Annotated in this window: 17 protein-coding genes, 1 tRNA gene and 3 pseudogenes; 8 read left to right on the forward strand and 13 right to left on the reverse strand. The window is 70.8% G+C overall.

Translation table 11 applies throughout. The features are described from left to right. The 5 genes from A7A76_RS11250 to A7A76_RS11270 all read left to right on the forward strand — a co-directional run. On the forward strand, positions 1-726 hold a 726-nt coding region (locus A7A76_RS11250; RefSeq protein ID WP_206411267.1), incomplete at its 5' end, for a 2-oxo acid dehydrogenase subunit E2. A 425-nt stretch (positions 727-1,151) separates the two neighbouring features. Then, positions 1,152-1,949, forward strand: a complete 798-nt coding sequence (locus tag A7A76_RS25875; RefSeq protein ID WP_277425815.1) for a peptidoglycan DD-metalloendopeptidase family protein — start codon at positions 1,152-1,154, stop codon at positions 1,947-1,949. Between the two features lie 148 nt (positions 1,950-2,097). After that, the gene (locus A7A76_RS11260; RefSeq protein ID WP_206411269.1) at positions 2,098-2,931 is read left to right on the forward strand and encodes a M23 family metallopeptidase; all 834 of its coding nucleotides are present in this window, start codon (positions 2,098-2,100) and stop codon (positions 2,929-2,931) included. Between the two features lie 73 nt (positions 2,932-3,004). Further along, a complete protein-coding gene (locus A7A76_RS11265) occupies positions 3,005-3,934 on the forward strand; it encodes a HEAT repeat domain-containing protein (RefSeq protein ID WP_206411270.1) in 930 nt (309 codons plus the stop codon). Positions 3,935-4,005: 71 nt separating this feature from the next. Continuing rightward, entirely contained in the window at positions 4,006-4,389 is a 384-nt protein-coding gene (locus A7A76_RS11270) for a VOC family protein (RefSeq protein ID WP_206411271.1), read from the forward strand. A 44-nt stretch (positions 4,390-4,433) separates the two neighbouring features. Here the strand turns inward: A7A76_RS11270 and A7A76_RS26515 are convergent. Then, positions 4,434-4,517 (reverse strand): annotated as a pseudogene (locus A7A76_RS26515) (DUF6053 domain-containing protein); the annotation flags it as partial. Positions 4,518-4,633: 116 nt separating this feature from the next. Here A7A76_RS26515 and A7A76_RS26520 point away from each other — a divergent pair. After that, a pseudogene (locus A7A76_RS26520) lies at positions 4,634-4,684 on the forward strand (hypothetical protein); the annotation flags it as partial. Between the two features lie 36 nt (positions 4,685-4,720). Here the strand turns inward: A7A76_RS26520 and A7A76_RS11275 are convergent. The 7 genes and pseudogenes from A7A76_RS11275 to A7A76_RS11305 form a co-directional block, all read right to left on the reverse strand. Further along, positions 4,721-6,100, reverse strand: coding sequence for a sensor histidine kinase (locus A7A76_RS11275; protein ID WP_206411272.1), 1,380 nt, complete (start codon positions 6,098-6,100; stop codon positions 4,721-4,723). Next, entirely contained in the window at positions 6,097-6,771 is a 675-nt protein-coding gene (locus A7A76_RS11280) for a response regulator (protein ID WP_206411273.1), read from the reverse strand. Before A7A76_RS11280 ends, A7A76_RS11275 begins: the two co-directional genes overlap by 4 nt. 60 nt (positions 6,772-6,831) lie before the next feature. Further along, positions 6,832-7,464, reverse strand: coding sequence for a class I SAM-dependent methyltransferase (locus A7A76_RS11285; protein WP_206411274.1), 633 nt, complete (start codon positions 7,462-7,464; stop codon positions 6,832-6,834). 103 nt (positions 7,465-7,567) lie between these two features. Beyond that, a complete protein-coding gene (locus A7A76_RS11290; protein WP_206411275.1) occupies positions 7,568-8,677 on the reverse strand; it encodes a diguanylate cyclase in 1,110 nt (369 codons plus the stop codon). A 156-nt stretch (positions 8,678-8,833) separates the two neighbouring features. Beyond that, the gene (locus tag A7A76_RS11295) at positions 8,834-9,787 is read right to left on the reverse strand and encodes an MBL fold metallo-hydrolase (RefSeq protein WP_206411276.1); all 954 of its coding nucleotides are present in this window, start codon (positions 9,785-9,787) and stop codon (positions 8,834-8,836) included. A 493-nt stretch (positions 9,788-10,280) separates the two neighbouring features. Beyond that, on the reverse strand, positions 10,281-10,604 hold the full coding sequence (locus A7A76_RS11300; RefSeq protein ID WP_343225318.1) for a hypothetical protein: 324 nt from the start codon (positions 10,602-10,604) through the stop codon (positions 10,281-10,283). Between the two features lie 68 nt (positions 10,605-10,672). Then, positions 10,673-11,947 (reverse strand): annotated as a pseudogene (locus tag A7A76_RS11305) (tryptophan--tRNA ligase); the annotation flags it as partial. A 211-nt stretch (positions 11,948-12,158) separates the two neighbouring features. Between A7A76_RS11305 and A7A76_RS11310 the strand changes: the two are divergent. Beyond that, positions 12,159-13,001 carry a hypothetical protein gene (locus tag A7A76_RS11310; protein WP_206411278.1) on the forward strand — a complete coding sequence of 281 codons (843 nt, stop codon included), beginning with the start codon at positions 12,159-12,161 and terminating at the stop codon, positions 12,999-13,001. Between the two features lie 282 nt (positions 13,002-13,283). On the opposite strand, the gene A7A76_RS11315 is transcribed toward A7A76_RS11310, so the two are convergent. From A7A76_RS11315 to rocF, 3 genes are all read right to left on the reverse strand, one after another. Continuing rightward, on the reverse strand, positions 13,284-13,484 hold the full coding sequence (locus A7A76_RS11315; RefSeq protein WP_096376803.1) for a CsbD family protein: 201 nt from the start codon (positions 13,482-13,484) through the stop codon (positions 13,284-13,286). A gap of 271 nt (positions 13,485-13,755) precedes the next feature. Further along, a complete protein-coding gene (locus tag A7A76_RS11320; protein ID WP_031372696.1) occupies positions 13,756-13,905 on the reverse strand; it encodes an entericidin A/B family lipoprotein in 150 nt (49 codons plus the stop codon). Between the two features lie 194 nt (positions 13,906-14,099). After that, on the reverse strand, positions 14,100-15,023 hold the full coding sequence (rocF, locus tag A7A76_RS11325; protein WP_206411279.1) for an arginase: 924 nt from the start codon (positions 15,021-15,023) through the stop codon (positions 14,100-14,102). Positions 15,024-15,342: 319 nt separating this feature from the next. Between rocF and A7A76_RS11330 the strand changes: the two genes are divergently transcribed. Further along, the gene (locus A7A76_RS11330; RefSeq protein WP_206411280.1) at positions 15,343-16,026 is read left to right on the forward strand and encodes a class I SAM-dependent methyltransferase; all 684 of its coding nucleotides are present in this window, start codon (positions 15,343-15,345) and stop codon (positions 16,024-16,026) included. Between the two features lie 158 nt (positions 16,027-16,184). Here the strand turns inward: A7A76_RS11330 and A7A76_RS11335 are convergent. Both A7A76_RS11335 and A7A76_RS11340 read right to left on the reverse strand, forming a co-directional pair. Next, positions 16,185-16,260 (reverse strand) — tRNA-Thr (locus tag A7A76_RS11335). A 90-nt stretch (positions 16,261-16,350) separates the two neighbouring features. After that, the gene (locus A7A76_RS11340; protein WP_206411281.1) at positions 16,351-17,205 is read right to left on the reverse strand and encodes an SPOR domain-containing protein; all 855 of its coding nucleotides are present in this window, start codon (positions 17,203-17,205) and stop codon (positions 16,351-16,353) included. Between the last annotated feature and the right edge of the window lie 166 nt (positions 17,206-17,371).

Below are 17,371 nucleotides of genomic sequence, written 5' to 3' on the forward strand. Positions count from 1 at the left end.
GCGCCCGCCCCGGCCGCCGCGCCGGCGCGCAGCACGCTGTCGCAAGCGGGCCGGCCGATGCGCACCCAGCCGCCGGGCGTGGCCGCCACCGGCCAGCCTGAGCAGCTCAAGGGCGTGCGCCGCAACATGGCGCGGGTGATGGCCGACGCGCACAGCAAGGTCGTGCCGACCACGCTCGCCGACGACGCCGACATCCACGCCTGGCTGCCGGGCAACGACATCACCGGCCGCCTGGTCCGCGCGATCGTGGTCGCGTGCAAGACCGTGCCCGCGCTCAACGCCTGGTTCGACGGCGACAAGCTCACCCGCACCCTGCATCCGCAGGTCGACATCGGCATCGCCGTGGACACCGACGACGGCCTGTTCGTGCCGGCGCTGCGCAACGCCGACGTGCTCGACGCGCGCGGCGTGCGCGAGGCGATCAACCGCCTGCGCGCGCAGGTCGAAGACCGCAGCATTCCGGCCTCGGAGCTGACCGGCTACACCATCTCGCTGTCGAACTTCGGCATGTTCGCCGGCCGCTACGCCACCCCGGTGGTGGTGCCGCCGACGGTGGCGATCGTCGCCGCCGGCAAGGGCCGCCACCAGATGACGCCGGTGATGGGCGGGTTCGAATCGCACAAGGTCATTCCGCTGTCGCTGACCTTCGATCACCGCGCCTGCACGGGCGGCGAGGCGGCGCGGTTCTTGAAGGCGATGATCGACGATCTGGCTCGGGCCAGCTGACGCTGCGGCCCTCATCCGGCCCCCTGCTTTCGCAGGGGCAGGCTCTTCGGGCCACCTTCTCCCGCGAGCGGGAGAAGGAACGGCCGAAGCCTGCTGTTAAGCCCCTCTCCCGCTTGTGAGGTGAGGGGCTGCGCTTGCGAGCCATCGGCTCGCGCAGCACCGAACGCCCGAACGCTCTGCGTTCGGGCCGGGGTGGGGATGGGGTGAGGGCCCCCCAACCGCGACCGCCATCACGGCGGTTTTTTCTTGCCGATCAAGGAATAAAAAATTCCGCCAGGAACACGACAGGGAATATCGCTAGCGTGACACATGCGACTCCGCCCCCGCGCCCGCCCGCGCCCTCTCAACCGGGCCGGCGCGGGGCCGGAGCGCTTCGCCCGGCCGCGCCGGCGCGGATGCCCGCTCCATCGTCACGAGGAATCGTCATGAACCACCGCTCACGCCGCGCGCTCGCGCTGGCGTCGCTCGCCGCCGGCATCCTGGCCGCCGGCGCCGCCCAGGCCGCGCCGGACTTCCAGATGCCGTTCGCCTGCAACAACGTCTGGGTCGCCAACACCTGGGACGGCCACAGCCCCGCCAACTCGGTCGACATGAACCGCCCGGCCGGCGGCGGCGCCACCGCCGGCGCCACCGTGGTCGCTTCCGCCGCCGGCACCGTGCAGACCTCGATGTACTCCACCACCACCGGCTACGGCCATTACGTCGTCATCGACCACGGCGGCGGCTGGAAGACCCTGCACGCGCACCTGCAATCGCGCGCGGTCGCGGCCGGCGACAAGGTCAAGCAGGGCCAGAAGATCGGCCTGGTCGGCAATTCCAGCGCCAAGTACGACCTCGCCCCGCACCTGCACTACGAACAGATCTACAACGGCGTGGTGCAGAAGGCGAAGTGGAACGGCGTGGCGCTGAGGTACTTCGAGAAGAAGAACTACACCAGCAAGAACAGCTGCGGCGCCAGCGGCGGCGGCGCGCCGGGCACGGTCGGCACCAGCGGCTCGGCGCTGAACGTGCGCTCCGGCCCGGGCACCAGCTACAGCGTGGTCGGCACGCTCGCCAACGGCAGCGCGGTGACGATCCGCTGCCAGAAGACCGGCGAGACCATCACCGGCACCTACGGCACCAGCAATATCTGGAACAACGTCGGCGCCGCCGGAACCAGCAAGTACATCCCCGACGCCTACACCCACACCGGCTCCGACTCCCGGGTCGCGCCGGACTGCTGAGCGCCGCGGCGCGCGCACCGACAAGACGCGCCGCAGCGCGCCGGCGCCGCACGCCGTCGACCGCACCAACGCAACAGACCCAACCGCCTCGGCACCCACGTAACCGGGGCCTCTGCGCACTACCCATCACGCTCAAGAGGTTTCCGCCATGCCGATTCCGCACTCCACGCCGCGCCGCTGCGCGCTGCGCTCCGTTCCGCTCCTGGCGCTGCTGGGCCTCGGCCTGTGCGCCAGCGCCGCGCACGCCGCGCGCCCGAATTTCCAGATGCCGTTCGCCTGCAACCAGACCTGGTACGGCGACACCTACCCCGGCCACGGCCTGCGCTACGCGGTCGACCTCAACCACAAGCCGCGCCCGCTCAGCGACGCCGACCTGGGTTCGCCGATCGTCGCCTCCGCCGCCGGCAAGGCCGCCACCTACAACCCGCATCCGGGAACCGGCTACGGCAAGCTGGTGGTGATCGACCACGGCGGCGGCTGGACCACCTGGTACGCGCACCTGGACAGCATCGCCATCGCCAACGGCGCCAACGTCGCGCAGGGCCAGAAGATCGGCACGCTCGGCAAGACCACGCGCCCGGGCAACAGCATCTCCGCGCACCTGCACTACGAACAGCGGCTCAACAACGACGACCAGAAGATCGTCTGGAACGGCTCGACCATCGTCTACGACCAGTACGAAGTCGCCTACAGGAGCCGCAACAGCTGCGGCACCGCGCCCGGCGGCGTCGCCGGCACCGTGCGCACCAGCGGCTCGGCGCTCAACGTGCGTTCCGGCCCGGGCACCACGTATTCGGTGGTCGGCTCGCTCGCCAACGGCAGCGCGGTGACGATCCGCTGCCAGAAGACCGGCGAGACCATCACCGGCACCTACGGCACCAGCAACATCTGGAACAACGTCGGCGCCGCCGGAACCAACAAGTACATTCCCGACGCCTACACCTTCACCGGTTCCGACTCCCGGGTCGCGCCGGACTGCTGATCGCCGCCACCGTCGCACCGAGCTCGCGGCGGCCCACGCCGCCGCGAGACCGGGACCGCGCAGGAGCACACGCATGAAGAACCCTCTGCAATTCGCCAGCGCCCTGCTCGCCGCCGCCGTGTTCGGCGGCATCGTCGGCAGCTCGCTCACCCGCGCCGCGGTCGCGCCCGAGGCCGCGTCCGCGCATCCGCGCAACGCCTCCGCGCGCGCGACGCCGGCGATCGCCGCGCAACGCGGCGCCGACCTGGCCGCCTACACCTATCCCGCCCGCGGCGGCGACAGCTTCGACCGCAACATCCAGCGCGCGCGCCGCGATCCGGCGTACCTGCGCGAACTGCTCGGCGACTACCGCTTCGAAACCGAACTCGACCGCCGCGGCGCCCTGCTCGCGGTGCTGCAGGGCGTGGCCAACCAGGACGTGCTGCGCGCCGGCCGCGAGCTGGCCGACAGCGGCGATCCGCGCCAGCGCCAGCTCGGCCTGGACCTGCTCAAGGCCTTCCCGCTGGACGTGGCCGAGGTGCGCGAACTGCTGCAGCGGCAACTGCAGGACGAGCGCGACCCGGCCATGCTCAAGCAACTGGTCGACATGCTCGCGCCGACCGTGATCGCCAGCGAGGACGCCGCGCCGGTGCTCAACCGCCTCGACGCGCTGCGCCGCCACCCCGACCCGGCCGTGCGCGCCAGCAGCGTGCTGCAGTCGGTGCAGTGGAACAAGGCCGGCGACAACGAGGACATCCTGCACCGCGCCATCCTCGACGCCGATGCCTCGGTGCGCCAGGCCGCCATCGCCGGCATCAACGCCAGCGGCGCGCGTTCCGACCGGCTCAAGGACGCCCTGCTCGCGCTCGCCGCCGACCCGCGCAGCGACGGCGAAACCCGCAACGCCGCGGTGTTCGCCTTGCAGAATTTCGCCATGAACCGCGCCGAATACGCGCTGTACCGCCAGGCCGCCGAGCGCGCGGTCGACGGCGACGGTCACGAACGCGAATATCCGCCGCGCTGAACGCGCGTTTCGCCACTACCGCCGCGGGCGCGGACGCGGCAGTCTGGGCGCCCGACCGCATGGAGACGAACATGGCGCACCGCAGCCGCTTGGCCGGTTTCATCATCGATTGCGAGACCGGCGACATCGACGCCGCCGCGCAGTTCTGGGGCGCGGCGCTGGGCCTGGCGCCGGGCGAGAAGGAAGACGACGAAGGCGCGCTCTACGTCAGCCTGGACAAGCATCCCTCGCAACTGTACGTCGCGGTGCAGAAAGTCGACCACCCTTCGCGCGTGCACCTGGACATCGAAACCGACGACCTCGACGCCGAAGCCGCGCGGCTGGAAGCGCTGGGCGCGAAGAAGCTCAAGTTCGTGAAGCGCTGGTGGGTGATGCAGGCGCCGACCGGGCATCGCTTCTGCATCGTGCGCATGCACCACCCGGAGATCGGGCCGCCGCCGAACGTGTGGGAGTGACGCGGTCGCGGACGTCCGGCGCGGTTGTGCGAGCCTTGCGCTGTCGTGGGAGGGCCTTGAGGCCCGAGGCTTCCTTTTCGGATCGCCGCGCGCTGGCACAAAGGCGTCGGGCCTGAAGGCCCTCCCACCAGGAAGGGTTCGGCGCGTTGTGGGAAGACCTTCGGATCCGCAGTTTTTCGGGTTGCCGAGCGATGGCACGAAAGCTCGGGCTTGAAGCCCTCCTGCAAGGAAGCCGCGCTGTGTTGTGGGAGGGCCTTCAGGCCCGAGGCGTTTGTTTCAGGCCGCGGCGATCTGGGACAAAAGCCTCGGGCCTGAAGGCCCTCCCACAAGATCAGCGCTCGCCCCGCGGCGCGCCCGCCGCCAGCGGCAGCGACACCCGGAAGCATGCCCCGCCGCCCGGCGCATCCGTCGCTTCCACCGCGCCGCGATGCAGGCGCACGATGTCGCGCACCAGATTCAGCCCGACGCCGGCGCCGCGCTCGTGCGGCTGCAGGCGGAAGAAACGTTCGAACACCCGTTCGCGGTGCGCCGGCGGAATGCCCGGGCCTTCGTCGCAGACCTCGACCACGCCGTCGCTGCCTTCGATCGCCACCCGGATCGTCACCGTGCCGCGGTTGCCGCCGTACTCGATCGCGTTCTGCACCAGGTTCACCAGCACCCGCTCCAGCGCCAGCGCATCGCCGTTGACCGGCACCGGCAAGGCCTGCGCGTCGAACGCCAGCTCGTAGCCGGCGGCGATCGCCAGCGGCGCCAGGTCGGCGGCCACGCGCTGGCCCAGCTCGCCCAGTTCCAGCGGTTCCAGTTGCGGCTCTGTGCGGTCCAGGCGCTGCAGGTCGAGCAGGTGCTCGGCCAGCACCGACATCCGCGCCACGTCCTGCAGCAGCCGCTCGCGCTCGGCCGAGGCCGGCATCGCCTCCAGCCGCGCGCTGAGGATGGCGATGGGCGTGCGCAACTCGTGCGCGGCGTCGGCGAGAAAGCGCCGGCGTCGCTCGAAGCCTTCGTCGTAGCGCGCCAGCGCGCCGTTGACCGCGCTCACCAGCGGCCGCACCTCGTCGGGCACGCCGGCCTCGGGCAGGCGCGCGCCGCGCCGTTCCACGTCCAGCGCGCGCGCCTGCGCGATCACCGGCTCCAGGCTGCGCAGCGACCAGCGCACCACCTTGGGCGTGGCGATCGCGGTCACCAGCGCCATCACCGCCAGCAGCGGCAGGATCAGCGTGGCGAACAGCGACAGCGTCATCCACATCAGGCGCGAGGCCGACATCACCCGGCCCTTCTCGGTGGTCAGGATCCGCACCGGGCCGAAACCCGCATCCACCCGCTTGAGCCGCGCGCCGGCGATGCGGTCGTCGCCGAACAGGTAACCCAACCGCGCCTGGCTGACCTGGTCGAGCGCGCCACCGATGCCGGCGAACTCGGCCGGCACCGGGCCGTGGCGCAGCTCGCGCCCGTCCTCGTCGCGGATCACGTACCACAGCCGCGGGATTTCCTCGCGCAGCTCGCGCAGGTCGGCGGTATCGCGCAGGCTCAGGCGGCCGGCGGCGTCGCGCTGCAGCGCGGCCTGCAGCACTTCCACCGCGTTGTCCTCGTCCATCGCCACATTGGCCGCGTGCAGGCTCAGCGCCACCAGCACGCCGAACGCGGTCAGCAGCAGGCACTGCAGGCCGAGCATGCGCCACAGCAGGCGTCCGCGCAGCGAACTGGCCGGTTTCATGCGCTCTCCCGCAGCAGATAGCCGACGCCGCGGATGCCGTGGATCTCCACGCCCGCGCCGGCCTCGGCCAGGCGCCGGCGCAGCCGCGAGACGTGGGCGTCGAGCGTGTTCGACTGGATCTCGTCGTCGTAGCCGTACACCGCCTGCTCGATGGTCTCGCGCAGCACGGTGCGGCCGCGCCGGCGAAGCAGCGCTTCGAGCAGCAGCAATTCGCGCCGCGGCAATTCCAGCGCACGCCCGTCGACCTCGCCGGTGCGCGCGTCCAGGTCGAAGGCGAGCCGGCCGATGCGCACGGTGTCGGTCTCCGCGCGCGGCGGGCGCCGGCGCAGCGCACGCAGCCGCGCCAGCAGTTCCTCGACCGCGAACGGCTTGACCAGATAGTCGTCGGCGCCGGCGTCGAGGCCGACCACGCGGTCGGCCAGATCGCCGCGCGCGGTCAGCACGATCACCGGCGTGTCGAGCCCGCGCGCGTGCAGCCGCGGGATCAGCGCCAGCCCGTCGCCGTCGGGCAGGCCGCGGTCGAGCACGATCACATCGTGCGCCTGGCTCGCCGCCGCGGCCTCGCCTTCGGCCAGGTTCGCGGCCAGGTCGGCGACCATGCCATAACGCTTGAGCGCGGCGCTCAGCGCCGCGGCCAGTTCGGGTTCGTCTTCGATCAGCAGGATGCGCATGCGCCGATCATCGCCCGGCCGAGGCGCCCGCGCACCGGGCGAACTTCGCCGCCGTCGCGCTCATACGCCCATCGACCGCCAGTCCGGGCGGCGGGTGAGCTTGTACACCGAGGCCGGCGGCAGGTTCAGCCGCGCCCGGCCCAGCCGCTGCACCTTGAAGCCGTAGCGCTCCAGCCACGCGCGCGGCAGCGGAAAGCTCAGGCCGTAGGTGAACTGGTAATAGGCGCCGTCCTCGCCGAGCTGGGCGAACGCGCCCAGCAGCACCGCCAGCCGCTGCCGCGGCGGCAGGTTGCGCAGCGGCAGGCCGCTGACCACCGCGCCGGCGCCGGCCTCGCCGAACAGGCGCGCGCGGCGCAGGCGGCGCGCGTCGGCGCACAGCACCCGCGCCTGCGGGAAGCGTTCGCCGAGCATCTGCGCGAATTCGGGGCCGGATTCGATCAAGGTCAGGTCGCGCTCGGCCACGCCGCGCTCGAGCAGGGCGCGGGTGAACACGCCGGTGCCGGGACCCAGTTCCAGCACCGCGCCGGTGCCGGCGTCGATCTGCGCGGTGATCAGCCGTGCCAGCGCCGCGCCGGACGGCGCGATCGCGCCGACCCGGCCCGGCGCGCGCGACCACGAGCGCAGGAACGACCAGTAATCGCCGCGCGCGCGCTCGGACGCGGCGCGGACGACGGGGGACAGGGGCTGGCTCATGCGGACGAGGCTCCGATGCGGGTCTGCCTCGATTGTCCGCACCGGCATTGCGGCAACATTGCGTCGCCGCGGCGGCTTGCGCCGGCTGCGCCGCGCGCGGCGCTCAGCCGTCGTCGGCGACCAGGCGGTCGCGGCCGCCGGCCTTGGCCCGGTACAGCGCCTGATCGGCGCGGTCGAACACCTGGTCGGGCGCGTCGCGGCCGGGCTCGCCCGCGGCCACGCCGATCGACACGGTCAGCGCGAAGGGCAGCGACGAACGCGCGACCCGCCGGCGGATGCGTTCGCCGACTTCGGCCGCCGCGGCCAGCCGCGTGCCCGGCAGCACCACCAGGAATTCCTCGCCGCCGTAGCGGATCGCCACGTCGCCTTCGCGGATCGCTCCGGCCACCGCATCGGCGACCGCGCGCAGCGCGCGATCGCCGAGCAGATGGCCGTGGCGGTCGTTGACCTGCTTGAAGTGGTCGACATCGATCAGCATCAGCGTGTAGGCGACGCGGCCGAGCTGATGCACGGTCTCCGGATCGCCCTGCAGCTGCGCCAGCGCGCTGCGGTTGAGCAGGCCGGTCAAGGCGTCGTGGCTGGCGCTGTGCAGCAGTTGCTCGTTGCGCCGCTGCAGGTCGGCCTGGGCGCGTTCGAGCTGCAGCGCGAAGGCTTCGCGCTCCGACAGCAGGCGCCGCTGCTCCATCGCGTAGCGGCGCAGTTCGAACAGGTGCTGGATCTGCCGACCCAGCGCCGCCAAACCTTCGGCCTGGGCCGCGCGCAATTGCCGCGGCGCGGCGTCGAGCACGCAGATCGTCCCCAGCGGATGGCCATCCGGCGTCCACAGCGGCGCGCCGGCGTAAAAGCGCAGCGCGCGCCCGTCTTCCAGGCTCAGGCCGAGCGCGGCGAAGCGCGGATCGGCGGCGACGTCGTCGATCGCCAGCAAGCGGCCGGGCTGCGAATGCCGGATCAGTTCGGCGCAGATCGAATGCGAGCGCGGCAGCTCGCTCGGCGCCACGCCGACGCGGGCCTTGAACCAGACCCGTTCGCGATCGAGCAGGGCGATCGCCGCGCCGGGCGCGTCGCACAAGGTCGCGGCGAGGCGGACGATGTCGTCGTAGGCGCTTTCGGCCGCGCTGTCGAGCAGGCCGTAGGCACCCAGCGCCTGCAGCCGCGCGGATTCGTCCGCCGGCGGCGGATCGGGAACGGCCTGCAAGTGGCGGGGACGGGACACGGTCGAGGCAGCGGATTGGCGGCTCGGGCCTACGCAGGCTACTGCGGGAGGGATTGGGCGTTCGTGACGGTCGCCGATCTATCGCCGGTCTACGGCGCGCGCATGGGCGGTTGGTTCAGTCGCCAGCCAGTCGGCGCGGCGGCGCGCCACAGTCGCTCAACCGGCGCGCTCCAGCCAGATTTCCAGGCCCTGGGCGTTGAGTTCGATATCCACCGCCAAGACGTCGAGCGCCTGCGCGTCGCTGAGCGCGCTGCCGTGCTCGCGCGCGCGGACGAGGAAATAATCGGCCAGCGCCGCGGTCAGGCGCGCGTGCAGACCGTCGTCGCCGGCCTGCGCGGCCGCGCGCGCGATCCGCACCATGCCGTCGATCTGCTCGATCAGGTCGGCGCCCAGGCGCTGCACGTCCTCGACCCGGCCGTAGTGGGTCAGGTACATCGCGGCCGGATCGCGCGCGAGCAAGCTGCGGATCGACTGCTTGAGCGGCTCGGGCTCGAACTGCACCGGCGAGCTGGTCGGCAGCGCGAACGGCCCGCGCGCCGAATCGAATTCGCGATACGACAGGCCGAAGGTGTCGCCGGTGAACCACGCGCGGCTGCGCTGGTCCCACACGCACAGGTGATGGCGGGCGTGGCCGGGCGTATCCACGCACAGCAGCGGCCGGCCGGCCAGATCGACCGCGAAGCCGTCGCCGGCCACGACCACGCGCTCGGCCGGCACCGGCACGATCTCGCCGTAGCTGCGCGCCATCTCCGCCTCGCCGTACACCGCGGTGGCGCCGGCGACCAGGCGCGAGGGATCGATCATGTGCGGCGCGCCGCGCGGGTGCACCGCCAGGCGCGCGTTCGGCAAACGCCGCATCAGCGCGCCGGCGCCGCCGGCGTGGTCGAGGTGGACGTGGGTGAGGATCAGCCAATCGACATCGTCCGGCGCCAACCCGTGCGCATCGAGCGCGGCGAGCAAGGCCGGGATCGAATGCTGGGTGCCGCAGTCGACGAACGCGGCGCGGCCGTTTTCGATCAACAGGTAGGCGGCATCGAAGACCGGCCGGTGGAAGCCGGTGTCGATGGTGACGATGCCGTGCTCGGCGGCGGACGCGTTGGCTGCGCTCATGGCGGGCGGTGGCTGGGCTGGGGCCGGCCTTCAGTCTAGGCCCGCGCGCGGTGCGGCGGCGATGCGGCTTTGGTCGGGTTGGGGATAGTCGCTGTGGCGGCGCCGATGCCGGCGCTGTTTGCGGTTGCGGCCGTGATTCGGCAGGCGGCGGTGATGGCCACATCAGTGCGATGCGGGCCTTGAAGCTCGCGGCGCCGCTCATTCCCGCGAAGGCGGGGATCCAGAGACTTCAGAGTCATGCCTCGATGAAGCCCTGGATGCCCGCCTTCGCGGGCATGACGGCAGGTGGGTTGCGCGTTAGTGTTTTCCCGCGCCTCTTCCAAATCGTCATCCCCGCGAAGGCGGGGATCCAGAGACTTAAGAGCCATGCCTCGATGAAGCCCCGGATTCCCGCCTTCGCGGGAATGACGGCAGGCGGGTTTCGCTGGAACGGCTGCGGGCGACAGCCGCAAGCGAAAAGCGTCGCGGCCTCGCCCTCAAGCCGGGCAATAACTCACTCGCGATAATCCTTGACCCCACGCAACCACCGCCAGCGCAACACCACCGCCAGCGCCAGCACCGCCAGGAACACGCCATAACCCAGCGACGTGGCCAGGATCTGCGGCCACATCGCACCGTAGTCGCGTCCGGCGTGCAGATGCGCCCAATGCACCGCCAGCACGAACGCGCACGCCGACACCGCCAGCGATACCGCGTCGAACAGCTTGCGCGCCGGGTTGCGCGGCCGCCGCGGATACAGCCAGAACAGCGCACCGAGGATCGCGAACCACGGCAGGAACAGGATCAGCGCCAGATTGAGCTCGACGAAGCGGCTCACTTGGACTCCGCGTCGGCCAGCCTTTGCAGCGCCGCGCGGATCCGATCGGAGCTGTTCGCGCTCCAGGCGTACTCGGAACCGCCGTCGTAACGTAGCGCGCACAAGAAGCCAGGCCGATCCGTGGAGAACACCTCCACGCCCGCCCCTGCGCCCTTGAGCGCAGCGATCACCTTGCCGGCATCCTTCGGCGAATCGAACGCGTCGCTCTGCAACAGCACGTCCTCGCCCTCGACCAGCTTGAAATAGAACTTGCCGTCGCGCTCGCGATATTGCTTGAACGCCGGCAGCGGCGCGGCGCTCGCGGCCTCGTCCGCGCCGGATGCCTCGAAGCTGCGCGACAGGTCGCGCAGCCCCACCGCCTCGCGCAGCTGCTGCATCTTGCCGGTCACGTAACGCTCGCGCACGCGCCGCGCGCCGTCGCGCAGGATCGCCTCGATCTCCTGCGGCCGCGCCATCAGCGCCTCGTACTTCTCGCGCAGCGGCGCGATCTCGTTGTCGATGCGCTCGAACAAGGCCTGCTTGGCCTCGCCCCAGGCGATGCCGTCGGCGAAGGCCTGGCGCATGGCCCGGGTTTCCTCGGCGCTGGCGAAGGCCTGGTAAATCTGGAACAGCGCCGAACCTTCGGTGTCCTTGGCCTCGCCCGGCGCGCGCGAGTCGGTGACGATCGAATAGATCAGCTTCCTGAGCTGCTCGCGCGGCACGAACAAGGGGATGGTGTTGTCGTAGCTCTTGCTCATCTTGCGGCCGTCCAGGCCCGGCAAGGTCGCCACGCTTTCCTCGATCAGCGCCTCGGGCAGGACGAAGTGCTCGCCGTAGAGATGGTTGAAGCGCTGGCCGAAGTCGCGCGCCATCTCGATGTGCTGGATCTGGTCGCGCCCCACCGGCACCTTGTGCGCGTTGAAGATCAGGATGTCGGCGGCCATCAACACCGGATACATGAACAACCCGGCGGTGATGCCGGCATCCGGGTCGACGCTCTCGCCCTCGTTCTTGTCCACCGCCGCCTTGTAGGCATGGGCGCGGTTGAGGATGCCCTTGCCGGCCACGCAGGTCAGGAACCACGACAGCTCGGGGATCTCGACGATTTCGCTCTGCCGATAGAACCACACCTTGTCCGGTTCCAGGCCGCAGGCGAGCCAGGTCGCGGCGATTTCCAGGGTCGAGCGCTGCACGCGCGCGGGCTGCTGCACCTTGATCAGCGCATGCAGGTCGGCCAGGAAGTAGAAGCTCTCCACGCCGGGGTCGCGGCTGGCGGCCACGGCCGGGCGGATCGCGCCGACGTAGTTGCCCAGGTGAGGAGTGCCGGAGGTGGTGATGCCGGTAAGAACGCGGGTCGGGGTCATGAGGAATCTGCGGTGGAGCCTGATCGGCCAGTGTAGCGGCTCGCGCCGCGGGCTGAACGCGGCACGCGGCCGATTGGCTAAACCGCCGGCAACGGCCGCCGCCGCGGGCCGCCCGGGCCGCGCCGCGCTAACCCCACCGGCGGTGGGGGCGCGTTAGCAGCCTGCGTACCCGGCCCCGCCGCGCCGCGCGCGGCCCCACAGGAGATCCGCCATGTTCCGCTCGTTCGCCCTGCTCGCCGCCGCCGCGCTGACCGCCGGCGCCTGCACCCCGGTCCAGGCCCGCCCGCTGGTCGATCTGGCGGTGATCGACCGCGACAGCGGCGACTGGCTGCCGAACTGGTCCTGGCGCGGCCAGCAATGGATCGCCGGCGCGCCGGGCCACCGCTATTCGGTGCGCCTGACCAACAACACCGGCCAGCGCGTGCTGGTGGTGCTGTCGGTCGACGGCGTCAACGCGGTCAGCGGCCAGACCGCCAGCCCGTCGCAATCGGGCTATGTGCTCGACGCCTGGCAATCCACCGAGATCAACGGCTGGCGCAAGTCGCTCGACGATGTCGCCCAGTTCGTGTTCACCGACCTGGGCGACAGCTACGCTGCGCGCACCGGCCGTCCCGACAACGTCGGCGTGATCGGCGCGGCGGTGTTCCAGGAACGCCAGACCTATCGCCCGCCGGTGTATCCGTCGCCGCGTCCCTACCCCACGCCCTATCCGCCTTACGCCCGCGCGGAAGGCGCCGCCAAGGCCGAAAGCCGCGCCGGCAACGCCGCGCCCGCCGCCCCGGCCGCCGAACGCTCGCGCGAATCGGTCGCCGACGCCGCCGCGCAATCCATCGGCACCGGCCACGGCGCGCGCGAATGGTCGCCGGTGTCGCAGACCGAATTCGTCCGCGCCTCGCGCTCGCCGGCGCAGGTGCTGGAACTGCGCTACGACGACTACGGCAGCCTGGTCGCGCGCGGCGTGGTCCCGCGCTACCGCGATCCGGTCTACCGCCCCGACACCCCGCGCGCCTTCCCCGACGGCTTCGTCGCCGACCCGCCGCCGCGCCGCTGGTAAGCCCTCGCGTCGCTCGGACGGCTACCTGTAGGAGCGGCGCAAGCCGCGACTGCGCCATCGCGATAACGACGTCATTTGCTATGCGACGAAAGCGACAGCGGCGAACCACTGTGACATTCGCGGGATAGAAACGTTCGTCGCAGTCGCTTTGTCGCGGTCGCGGCTCGCGCCGCTCCTACAGGGGGCGGCCGCGGCGGCGCATACGAAAAAGCCGGGCGATGCCCGGCTTTTTCGCGACTTCGGCTTCGGCAGGCTCACGCCCGCCGCGCCGCGTTCGACGCATCAGTTCAAGGTCTTGCCGAACTCGCGCACTTCCTTCTCGGCGCGGTCGCGCTCCCAGCCGTAGCGTTCCTGCAGCTTGCCGGCGAGGTATTCGGCATTGCCTTCGGCGACATCGAACACATCGTCGGTCAGGTCGCCCCATTTGGCCTGGGCCTTGCCCTTGAGCTGCGTCCACTTGCCGGCAATGATGTCTTTGTTCATCGGTCCACTCCTTACGTTGGGGGATGCGTCGCGGCGCTGGCCTCGCATCGTCGCGGACGACGGTGCGCAACGCCGCTGTAGGTTCCGCAGGGACAGATTCGCATCGGCCGCATTCGCGATCGGTCACGATTGCGTTAGCCGGCGCTTGATCTCGATGAACGCTTTGAACGCTTCAGCCACGAAACGCGAACCCGGCGTCGAAGAAAGGCGAAGGCCGGGTCGCCCCGGCCTTCGCGGTTACGCATGGATCCGGCTCGAGGGCCGGCGCGCGTCACTTGCCGTCGCGCACTTCCTCGGCCTTCTGCTCGACCTTCTCGCCGGCCTTCTTCACGTCCTTGCCGGCGCCGGCGACGGTATTGCACGCAGTCAGGGTTCCCATCGAAAACAGGGCCAGCAGCAACAGGGCGGTCAAACGCTTCATGGGATCTCCTTGGTTCGTCGTTGCGGGTATCGGGTGCGGCCGCGCCGTGGGTCGCGTCCTGGCACGGGATCAAACGCGAGCGAATGTGAAGCCGGCGTGCAGCGCCGGCCGCGGCCACCGCCGAACAAAGGGTTGCGCGCGCCGGCGAGGCCCGCCGTCAGCCGCGATTCATCGCCGCGGCCAAGGCGCCTGGATCAATCGCGCATCAAGGTCGACTTGCCGAACAGGCTTTCGACCAGATCCACCGCCAGCTTGGCGGTGCGGTTGCGCTTGTCCAGGATCGGATTGAGTTCGACGATGTCGAGCGAGCCCAGCCGGCCGCTGTCGGCGATCATCTCCATCACCAACTGCGCTTCGCGATAGTTCGGCCCGCCCGGCACCGTGGTGCCGACGCCCGGGGCGATGCTGGGGTCGAGGAAGTCGACGTCGAAGCTGACGTGCAGGTGGGTGGTTTCGTCGAGGCCTTCCAGCGCTTCCTCCATGACCCGGCGCATGCCGATCTCGTCGATGTAGCGCATGTCGTACACGTCCAGGCCGTGCTGCTTGATCAGCTGCTTCTCGCCCGGGTCGACCGAGCGGATGCCGATCTGGCGGATCTCGTCGGGCCGCATCGCCGGCGCGTCGCCGCCCAGGCGGGTCAGCTCGTCCGGGCCGATGCCGCACAGGCACGACACCGGCATGCCGTGGATATTGCCCGACGGCGTCACCTGGCTGGTGTTGAAGTCGGCATGCGCGTCCAGCCACAGCACGCGCAGTTGCTTGCCGTTGTCGCGGCAATGGCGCGCGACCGCGGTGATCGAACCCAGGCCCAGGCAGTGGTCGCCGCCAAGCAGGATCGGCAGGCGGCCGATGCGCAGTTCGGCGCCGACCGCGTCCATCACCGCGCGATTCCAAGCCACCACCTCGGCCAGATGGCGATAGCCGGCGACGGGCTTCTGCCAGGGATTGCGCGGGCCGTCGAGATTGCCGCGATCGACCACGTCGACGCCGCGCGCGACCAGCGCCTCGCCGAGCCCGGCGATGCGCAGCGCCTCGGGCCCCAGGCGCGCGCCGCGGTGGCCCGCGCCGACATCGGTGGGCGCGCCGATCAGCGAAACCGGGGAATAGGTGCGACTCATGCGAATGTCCTCATCGCCGCGCCGGAACACCCCACAGCGCAGCATCGTTAGGTGAACGCGCCAGTGCCGGCGGCACCGCGCGATCGCCGCAACAGGGCCGTTGCGGCCGCCGACGATGTGGGCATTTTAGGCGCTCGCGGACATCCGGGCCATGCCGGGGCAGGCCGATGGGCCGGTACGGTCGCGGTCGCGACTTGGCCCGCGGCGCAGCAGGCGTGCCGGTCCGCCCGGCGTATACTCGGTCGCAAGATCGAAAACTCAGGGTTTGTCCACAATGGATATTGCAAGGGCCGTCGAAGTTTCCTGCTCGTCGGATGGAATGAGCAGCATCGTCGAGCATGCCATTGACCATCATTTGTTCTACATGCACCGCGCGCGCCAGATCATGATCCGCCGGCTGCTGCCGCCGGCCGACCGGATTCTCGACCTGGGCGGCGCCAATGCGCCGTTGTATCGCATGGGCTATTCGCACGCTTTCAGCCATATGGTCATGGTCGATCTGCCGCCGGACGAGCGCCACGAGTACTACCGCGACGTGCAGGTGGAATCGCCGTCGGGTTCGGTGCTGATCCACTACGGCGACATGACCGAGCTCGACGCCTTCGAAAGCGAGAGCTTCGATCTGGTCTGGTCGGGCCAGAGCATCGAGCACGTGCCGGTGGAGGCCGCGCAACGCATGTGCGCCAACGCGATGCGGGTGCTGCGACCGGGCGGACGGTTCTGCCTGGACACGCCCAACCGCGCGCTCACCTACATCCACACCCGCGACTGGCACGGCGGCTTCATCCATCCCGATCACAAGTACGAGTACCGCGCGCCGGAGCTGCGCGAGCTGGTGGAGCAGGCCGGTTTCGAAGTGCTCAGCGTAAAGGGCATCTGCGAGATGCCGGAAACGGTTCGCACCAACAACTTCCATTACAGCGACTTCGTGCTCGGCAATGTGTTGACCGATCGAGTGGACGAGGCTTATTTGCTTTATCTGGACTGCCGCAAGCCGGGGTGAGGCAAAGCGCGGGCTGTTCGAGGCTGGGCTCGGAAGCCTCGACGCAAGCCGGCGCTTGTCTTCGCACAGCGTATGCGGGTCGCTGCGCTGTTGCGGGCCGGACTGCGACGCGGCCTTCGGATGGGCTGACCGGGCGGTTGGCTGTTCTCGGGTTCACGTGGTGCCGCTTGTCCGAATCGAACGGACGACCGCTCGCTTACAAGGCGAGTGCTCTACCGACTGAGCTAAAGCGGCAGCGAAAACGTGAACACCGCCGGCGCGGGCCGGCGCGGCCATTCTATCGCGCCGGCGCCGCCGGCGGACAAGCGCAGGCGGCGCGTGCCTTCAGCGCACCTTGTCGCACGAAATGCCGCGCCAGCGCTGCGCGCCGGCGGCCACGCGCAGGGCTTCGCCCTTGGACGTGGCGGTGGCCGCGTCGAGCCACACCTGGCCGCTGCTCTCGCCCAGGGCCTCGACCTTGACCGCGAAACCGGCCGCGGCCAGTTCGTTGCCGCGCCGGCGCGCGGATTCTTCGCTGCGGAAGCGGCCGAGCGCGATCGCGTTGGCGTCGGCGCCGCTCATCACGAACAGATCGCTGAAGCCGGCCGTGCGGATGCGCTGCGCCATCGCCTGCGCGGCCTCGGCGTTCGCGGTCGGCAAATAGACCCGCCAGCCGCGCGAATTGCCGCCGCCGGACAAAGTGCGGCTGGAGACCTTCTGCGCCAACGGCAGCAGCTTGGCGCGCGCCGCAGCGGCGGCGGCGGCATCGGCGAACGGGCCGACGCTGAAGCATTGCGGCGGCGTCGCCGGCGCGGGCGGCGGTGTCGCGGCGGCGACCGCTTCGGGCTTGGCCTCAACGGGTCTTGTCCCGACAGGTGCGGCGGGCGTCGATTTGGCGTCGGCCGGCTTTACATCGGCCGGCTTTACATCGACGGACTTTGCATCGGCGAGCCTGAGCGCCTCGCCCGGCTTGGTTTCGGACGGCGAAGCCTCGCCCGAAGGCGTTTCGGCCGGCCTCGCGGCCGCGACCGACGACGCGGCCGTCGCCGCGCGCTTGCCCTCGTCGAGCAACTGCAAGCGCTCGACGCCGAGCGGCAGTTTCTCTTCGGCCGGCGGCGGCGGCGCGGGACGCGCGATCCACCACGCGGAGACGCCGAGGTTGAGGGCGGTCAGCAAAACGATGAGGGCGCGAACGAGCATGCGGGGATTCTAGCCTGCGCGGTCAGGGCGAAGTCTCGACCGCCGCCCAGATCGCCAGCCCTTGCAGCACCAGCGACGGCGCCGGCTCGGCCGTCGGCAGCGCCGCGGCCAGCGCGTCGCCGCCGCCGCCGTGCAGCAGCAATCGCGGGGTCGCGCCCAGGCGCTG

This window comes from Lysobacter enzymogenes (assembly GCF_017168095.1).
Taxonomy (GTDB): Bacteria; Pseudomonadota; Gammaproteobacteria; order Xanthomonadales; family Xanthomonadaceae; genus Lysobacter; species Lysobacter enzymogenes_D.

What these genes read in the sequence shown, in the direction of transcription:
- A7A76_RS25875 (WP_277425815.1), top strand. Translation starts at nt 1,152, where the DNA reads ATGAACCACCGCTCACGCCGCGCGCTCGCGCTGGCGTCGCTCGCCGCC.
- A7A76_RS11260 (WP_206411269.1), top strand. Translation starts at nt 2,098, where the DNA reads ATGCCGATTCCGCACTCCACGCCGCGCCGCTGCGCGCTGCGCTCCGTT.
- A7A76_RS11265 (WP_206411270.1), top strand. Translation starts at nt 3,005, where the DNA reads ATGAAGAACCCTCTGCAATTCGCCAGCGCCCTGCTCGCCGCCGCCGTG.
- A7A76_RS11270 (WP_206411271.1), top strand. Translation starts at nt 4,006, where the DNA reads ATGGCGCACCGCAGCCGCTTGGCCGGTTTCATCATCGATTGCGAGACC.
- A7A76_RS11275 (WP_206411272.1), bottom strand. Translation starts at nt 6,100, where the DNA reads ATGAAACCGGCCAGTTCGCTGCGCGGACGCCTGCTGTGGCGCATGCTC.
- A7A76_RS11280 (WP_206411273.1), bottom strand. Translation starts at nt 6,771, where the DNA reads ATGCGCATCCTGCTGATCGAAGACGAACCCGAACTGGCCGCGGCGCTG.
- A7A76_RS11285 (WP_206411274.1), bottom strand. Translation starts at nt 7,464, where the DNA reads ATGAGCCAGCCCCTGTCCCCCGTCGTCCGCGCCGCGTCCGAGCGCGCG.
- A7A76_RS11295 (WP_206411276.1), bottom strand. Translation starts at nt 9,787, where the DNA reads ATGAGCGCAGCCAACGCGTCCGCCGCCGAGCACGGCATCGTCACCATC.
- A7A76_RS11310 (WP_206411278.1), top strand. Translation starts at nt 12,159, where the DNA reads ATGTTCCGCTCGTTCGCCCTGCTCGCCGCCGCCGCGCTGACCGCCGGC.
- A7A76_RS11315 (WP_096376803.1), bottom strand. Translation starts at nt 13,484, where the DNA reads ATGAACAAAGACATCATTGCCGGCAAGTGGACGCAGCTCAAGGGCAAG.
- A7A76_RS11320 (WP_031372696.1), bottom strand. Translation starts at nt 13,905, where the DNA reads ATGAAGCGTTTGACCGCCCTGTTGCTGCTGGCCCTGTTTTCGATGGGA.
- rocF (WP_206411279.1), bottom strand. Translation starts at nt 15,023, where the DNA reads ATGAGTCGCACCTATTCCCCGGTTTCGCTGATCGGCGCGCCCACCGAT.
- A7A76_RS11330 (WP_206411280.1), top strand. Translation starts at nt 15,343, where the DNA reads ATGAGCAGCATCGTCGAGCATGCCATTGACCATCATTTGTTCTACATG.
- A7A76_RS11340 (WP_206411281.1), bottom strand. Translation starts at nt 17,205, where the DNA reads ATGCTCGTTCGCGCCCTCATCGTTTTGCTGACCGCCCTCAACCTCGGC.